Source organism: Muriicola sp. (assembly GCF_041567615.1).
Classification (GTDB): Bacteria; Bacteroidota; Bacteroidia; order Flavobacteriales; family Flavobacteriaceae; genus Muriicola.
Genome location: NZ_JBFGBM010000168.1, coordinates 1 through 6,199 on the forward strand (window position 1 = coordinate 1; position 6,199 = coordinate 6,199).

At 49.8% G+C, this 6,199-nt stretch carries 5 protein-coding genes and 1 pseudogene; 3 read left to right on the forward strand and 3 right to left on the reverse strand.

The genetic code is table 11. From position 1 onward, the window contains the following. Nucleotides 1–168: 168 nt before the first annotated feature. Both ABYP73_RS10805 and ABYP73_RS10810 read right to left on the reverse strand, forming a co-directional pair. Nucleotides 169–2,463 carry a glycoside hydrolase family 3 protein gene (locus ABYP73_RS10805; protein WP_372974328.1) on the reverse strand — a complete coding sequence of 765 codons (2,295 nt, stop codon included), beginning with the start codon at nt 2,461–2,463 and terminating at the stop codon, nt 169–171. A gap of 48 nt (nt 2,464–2,511) precedes the next feature. Continuing rightward, complete coding sequence (locus ABYP73_RS10810; protein WP_372946266.1) at nt 2,512–3,384, reverse strand: sugar phosphate isomerase/epimerase family protein; 873 nt, start codon at nt 3,382–3,384, stop codon at nt 2,512–2,514. 184 nt (nt 3,385–3,568) lie between these two features. Here ABYP73_RS10810 and ABYP73_RS10815 point away from each other — a divergent pair, with 184 nt between their 5' ends. The 3 genes from ABYP73_RS10815 to ABYP73_RS10825 all read left to right on the forward strand — a co-directional run bounded on the left by ABYP73_RS10815 (nt 3,569) and on the right by ABYP73_RS10825 (nt 5,126). Further along, nucleotides 3,569–4,045 (forward strand): hypothetical protein, encoded by a 477-nt coding sequence (locus ABYP73_RS10815; RefSeq protein WP_372974329.1) that lies wholly within the window; start codon nt 3,569–3,571, stop codon nt 4,043–4,045. Between the two features lie 107 nt (nt 4,046–4,152). After that, a complete protein-coding gene (locus tag ABYP73_RS10820; RefSeq protein WP_372974330.1) occupies nt 4,153–4,716 on the forward strand; it encodes a YeeE/YedE family protein in 564 nt (187 codons plus the stop codon). Beyond that, the gene (locus ABYP73_RS10825) at nt 4,713–5,126 is read left to right on the forward strand and encodes a DUF6691 family protein (RefSeq protein WP_372974331.1); all 414 of its coding nucleotides are present in this window, start codon (nt 4,713–4,715) and stop codon (nt 5,124–5,126) included. Before ABYP73_RS10820 ends, ABYP73_RS10825 begins: the two co-directional genes overlap by 4 nt. Nucleotides 5,127–5,170: 44 nt before the next feature. Here ABYP73_RS10825 and ABYP73_RS10830 read toward each other — a convergent pair. Beyond that, a pseudogene (locus tag ABYP73_RS10830) lies at nt 5,171–6,199 on the reverse strand (hypothetical protein); the annotation flags it as partial.

Genomic DNA, 6,199 nt, shown 5'->3' on the forward strand with positions numbered 1-6,199 from the left:
CGAATCCATGTCTAATTCAATTCTATTGGCAAATGAAGTTCAAACAAAACCGCACCGCGTGATGCACGGTGCTGGACTTGCACCTGCCTGCCGGCAGGCAACGTGAGTCATCCTGATACTTCACCACCCGTCCGGAGACTGGCGGTAGCTAAGGCAATCCCGTCCAGCTCACTTATACTTCGCCACACGTTCATCGTCAATGACCCCCTTCCAGTTCAGCCCGAATGCGAAATCGTACCGATTTCCGTCCTCATCCGTATAAGGCACCATATCCCTGGGAACGTCCTCAAACTGATTCTCCACCGTGGCCATGTCTGCCGGCATTTGAAAAGGAAGTAAGGCCGAAGGTTCGGCCGCCCCACTGATCAAGTCCATCAGCACCTGATCCTGTACGCCCATATGCACCAATATCCCTGAAGCGCTTTTCTCTATTTCCGAGAATACCATAGGGTTTGCAACCTTCACCACTACCACTACAGGTTTCTCTCCCATTTGCTCTTTGGTCTTATTGACCAGGGCCATGTCCGAGATATTGTAAGCTGTGAACGACTTATCCTTGTACGACCTGTCCGTACTTTTTTCCAGAGGACTTCCCCCGGCAATACTCTTTTCCCTTGCTTCCGATGCCTTGTATTGCCCATACTGAAGACTGATGGGCACATACCCGTTTCCTCCCTTTTCGAGATCCGACCGGTCATAGCCTACACCTCCATTGGGACTTTCGATCCCGACCAGTGCAAAATCAGCTTCTTGTGGGGAATCCACTACTTCAAAATAATCTTTAACGACTTCCAGGTTGAAAGGATCCACGGTTTTTTCAGGCTGTTGTACGCCAAACCAATTAGTACTGGCTGCGATGTAGCGCTGAGGGACGTACACTTTTTGCCTTTTCTTTACTGGCACAGAATTCTCGTGATTTTTCAATAAAATCACCGATCGCAACTGAGCCTGATACCCTTCCCTCATGAATTCAGGATTACCTACAATCCCCTTTGTTTCCTCCACATCCAAATAAGGGTTTTCGAACAAACCCACCCTGAAAGTATTCTTGAGCAGACGTACGGCTGAACGCTCGAACCGCTTCCGCATGAAATCCTCCCCGTGTTCCCGAACTCCCATTGCGTAAGCTTCCAGTACGGGTCCCTTGTCATTATTCCCCCCGAACTGGTCGACCCCCGCCATGATCACTTTATAGTGGCGTTCGGCCACAGAAAGTTCCTCCACTCCCCAGGGTTTACCTTCAAACCGGTCAATAGCACTGACATCCCGGGTGATTCCCCAGTCTGTGCAAACCACTCCGTCATAATTGTACTCCCCTCTCAGCATATCCTCAATGAGGTATTTACTATATCCGTTACCCACATTCTCGCCGTATTTTGTATCCTGCCCATATGAGATTGTATAATAAGGCATCACGGCCGAGGCCATACCGGTTTCCCCCTGCAGATTAAAGACACCCTCCACAAAGGGTTTTATCTGGTCTGAAATATTTTTCCCCGGATACACAGCGTAGGCCCCATAGCCAAAATGACCGTCCCTTCCTCCCTCTTCAGGTCCACCTCCCGGCCAGTGTTTCACCATCGCATTCACACTTTGAAAGCCCCAACCTCCATCATGCGAGGACTGAAATCCGTCTACATAGGCCCTGGCCAGATCCGTCGCCAGATCGGGATCTTCTCCCATGGTTCCATCAAAACGGCTCCACCGCGGTTCCGTGCCAAGGTCGATTTGAGGACTCAGGGCCGTAGCAACGCCCAATGCCCTGTACTCCATGGAGGCGATCTCCCCGAATTTTCTCATGAGTTCAGGATCGAAAGAAGCTGCAATTCCCAAGGTACCGGGCCACATGGAAATTTCTCCACCGGCCCCGGCGTTGAACTCGGCATAGGAATCTGCTCCATGCCTCGGATCAGAACTGGTATTAACCGGGATCCCAAGTCCTAGCTTTTCCACAAAAGCCTGTGCCTTATTGTTCCATAGAGCTGCATCCTCAGGAGAACTAACACTCGTTATAAGTACATGACGAAGATGGTCTTCTGTAAGAAATTTAAGTTGTGTATCATTCAGGTCGCTGGCTGCTGCTCCACTTTCTTCAAAAGGTTTTCCATCGTAGGTGCCACCAAAATACCCCCCTGAAACGGCAGGAATCGCCTGATGTGCACTATACAACATAAGGCCGGCTATCTGTTCTAGGCTCATTCGCGACGCCAGGTCCCTGGCCCTCTCCTCGGCGGGGAGCCTCCAGTCCTCATATATGTCCAGCGTATCGTTTTTATTGAGATCCTTGAATGCATAACCGTCCGAAGTAATTGTTTTGACACCGGATTCAGGTGAATACCCCAACTGGGCACCCTCCTCATTTTTCACGAGGATATAAGCTCCCTTATTTTCTTCTGTATATTTCGGTCCGCATGCCGACAGTACGAGGCATAAAATGACCGACGCTGATACCAGATTTTTCATGACTTACAATTGATTAGGAAAGGAGTTGGCGGTCCTCATAAAGACTTTCTACTCAAACCCGATCTCCTTCAAACCCTGATGACTGATCTTTATGGCTTCCAGCGGTTTTAACCCGTCGAAGGTCATGTCCTGTTCCACCATGTAGTATTTCATCCCGGAGAGATCCTTGTTTTCCAGGATCCTTTTGAAGTCGATCTCCCCCTTGTTCACCGGTGCAAAGCGACCCTGCTCGTCCATATCCTTGACATGCCAGATCTTGAATCGGCCCGGATATTTTTCAAAATAGGCTACGGGATCGGCCCCGGCCCTGGTGACCCAGTACAGGTCCATCTGAAAATTCACGATCTCCGGATCCGTATTTTCCAGCATGTAATCTATGGTGATCACCCCATCTTCATCCTTCATAAATTCGAAATCGTGATTGTGGTAAAGCAATTTCAATCCTGCTTTCTGTGCTTTATGACCCAGCTCATTGACGATTTTGGTGAGGTTTTCGGCTCCCCCTGTCATTCCCAGGGTCCTCGTCTCCGCATCATAGGTGAACAGGCCCATAGGAGGTACGGGCACCACGAAATACTCGAACCCGGCTGCTTTCACATCGGCCATCATGGCATCGGCATTTTCCAGGGTCACCGAACCCTGGTGTGTGCTGACAGGATGCAGGCCCAGGCTTTCCAAATAGGCCCTAAACTCCGCCGGGGCCATCCCATAAAACTTGCCGTCAGCATATCCTGCAGCCTCAATATTGAGGTAGCCGGCATCTGCTACGGATTTCAGGGTCTCCTTTGCGTCCGTATTCATGTCATCCCGCACAGTGTACAGGGCGAGTCCGCCCATACGGCTCTCGGCACAGCCGGATAACAACAATACCATTAAAAGTACAAGACTTGAAAATTTTGTCATGGAATATTTCATGGTCATTTGATTTTATTTTGTTCTAAGGGATCTGAATTGCTGTGATTCCTTCAGGAATTCCTTTCAGAGTATTCTAAAGGTAATCATTCCGATTCAACCCGGGGATATAAGAACAAAAGAATCCAAAAATCCAAAACGAGACAGACTTAAATGACCAAGTTTAATATCTTCGCCCTAAAATGCGCGTGCTATGAATTGGAAATCTCTCCTACTTCTGCTCCTGGTTATTATCCCGGGTTCTTCCTGTTCCGAAGATGCCGTGGATTCAGATCAGCGACTCTCCCAGGATCAGATCGAATCAGTCACAGGCCTCTATAACCTCACGGAATACATCGTCAATCCTCCACAGGACCTCAACCTGGATGATATTCCGTCTGCCGACCTGATGGAAGAGCTCGACTGTCTCAGTGCCAGTATCATCCTGAGAGAGGACCTGTCTTACAGCAAATATTACGAGGCGCTCGATATCACCTTTATCACCAATGAACAGTTTGCTATTTTTTGCGGGGAGTACAAGACCGAGAATGGAACCTGGGACCTTGTAAATGGGGACCTCGTACTCAGCGAGGAACCGGATTGGGTTTATTCCGTGAACGGTACCGAATTGAACCTTACCCTGGGGGCGGACCTCCCTGAATTCCGTACACAGATCTACCTGAAACAATAGGTTTTTAGTAAAAAACCCCCGGCCCGGGAGCTGAATACCCCAGGGCTTTGTAACCCTGATTACACTTCAGAGCAGGGCATGACGTATCTTTGTATAAACTATTGCACATGGATTACATACTTCAACCGTGGCCCTGGTACGTCTCAGGGCCTCTGATCGCGCTGGTCATGCTGGCGCTTATCTATTTCGGCAAGACCTTTGGGATGTCCGGCAACCTGAGAACCCTGTGTACCATGGGAGGCGCCGATCGCTTTGCCCCTTTCTTTAAATTCGACTGGAAATCCGAGATCTGGAATCTTACTGTAGTTCTGGGTGCCGTCATCGGTGGTTTTATCGCCGTATTTTACCTCTCCGACGGCTCTGTCATTGACCTCAATCCCAAAACCGTCGAAAAACTGGGAACCCTGGGGTTCGAGGACGCCGGCGGCTCACTCTTGCCTCCTGAGCTATTCGACTGGGCTAATGTGCTTACCCCAAAAGGGTTGTTGATCCTGCTCGGTGGAGGTTTCCTGGTCGGATTCGGGACTCGTTATGCCGGCGGTTGCACCTCCGGGCACGCCATTACCGGGTTGAGCAACCTCCAGTGGCCTTCCCTGGTAGCCGTGATCGGCTTCTTTATTGGCGGACTTATTATGAACCATTTTCTTTATCCTTTAATCTTTGGCGCATGAAATTTTTAAAATTTTTAGTGGTCGGGATCTTTTTCGGAATCGTATTGACCAAATCCGAGGCCGTTTCCTGGTACAGGATCTATGAGATGTTCCAATTCCAGTCCTTTCATATGTACGGGATCATCGGATCAGCTGTCGCAGTTGGAATCATCGGGGTATGGCTGATCAAGAAGTCAAAACTCAAAAATACAGAAGGCCAACCCATTGTCCTGCCACCCAAGGACCGCAGCATATCCAGATACCTCATAGGAGGCACTATTTTTGGCCTGGGATGGGCCCTGGCGGGTGCATGTCCGGGCCCCATGTACATCCTGGTGGGAACCGGTGTTCTGAGCATGTTGCTGGTGATCGCAGGAGCTGTCCTGGGCACCTTTTTCTACGGTCTTATAAAAGACAGGCTCCCCCATTGAACTGAGGAAGCCTGTTTCCTAATAATTTCCGGTGATGCGACACCTCACATCGGCACCTCGTCTGTGCGGAGAGCTACATCGATCCGGGTGACCTCTCCGGTTCTGCGGAAGATCTTAGTACTGGTATCCCCGTCGAGGGTAAGACCTTGGGATTGTGCGCTGGATCCATCGCTATAATGGACTGTCAGCCCTTCACTTTCACCAAAGGAATACACTACCGGCACCTGACAATAGGTAAAGGCCAAACTGCCAGCCGGCAGTGCAATCTCGCTTTCCTTATCGTCCTGGTCCATGAAAGCAAACACAGCCTCGCGGGTCAGGATTTCGTTTCTCTGCAGCAAACCGGTTCCGAAAGAAATCTGCCCGTTTTGAACACCCACCCCTAGTTCGGCCATTCTGCTCAGGACATCTTCCTTTACCTGCCCGGTCATGCCGGGTTGCTGTGCGCCTTTGGTCGCCGGGGTATGAGAATAAGGATCCGTAGGGAAAGCCCCGTAAAGCTCAGGTGATTTATGTGCGCCAATACCTTCATTGATCTCGTGGTAGTGCTGCATCAATGCCCTGACCGTCTTGTCCGAAGCCCCTTCCATCATGGCCCTCCTGCTGCATTCCATTACGGCGAGTAACAATTTGGAGACCATATGCCAGTAAATAGACCCCAGTCCTTCGTATCCGAAGAAAGTTCCGGAACGACCCGTGAATGACTTATGATCGAAAACCTCTTCAAAGATACCGAGGACCCTTTGTCTTTCGGCACTTACAAGGGCAGTGTAATCCCTATCCTTTTCAAGAACATCCAGGGTTCGTTTCAGGTCATTGGCATTGTTGAAGTTTCCGTTAAAGTGGAATAAGCCCTCCACATCCTTTTCCAGGATCTGCCTGTTACCGGAGGCAACCAATTTGGTCAGGAGCTCTGAGTTTTTGACCAGGGGGGCAGGGATCACGTTCTTTTCCATGAATCCCGGCAATTGTTTGTTCGGATAAAGTATATAGCTGTTCTGATCCTCGCGGTAAAGCTCGCTTTTCCTCATACTATCGAGAAGTTTCAATACCTCTTCGGACTTAAGGTACCC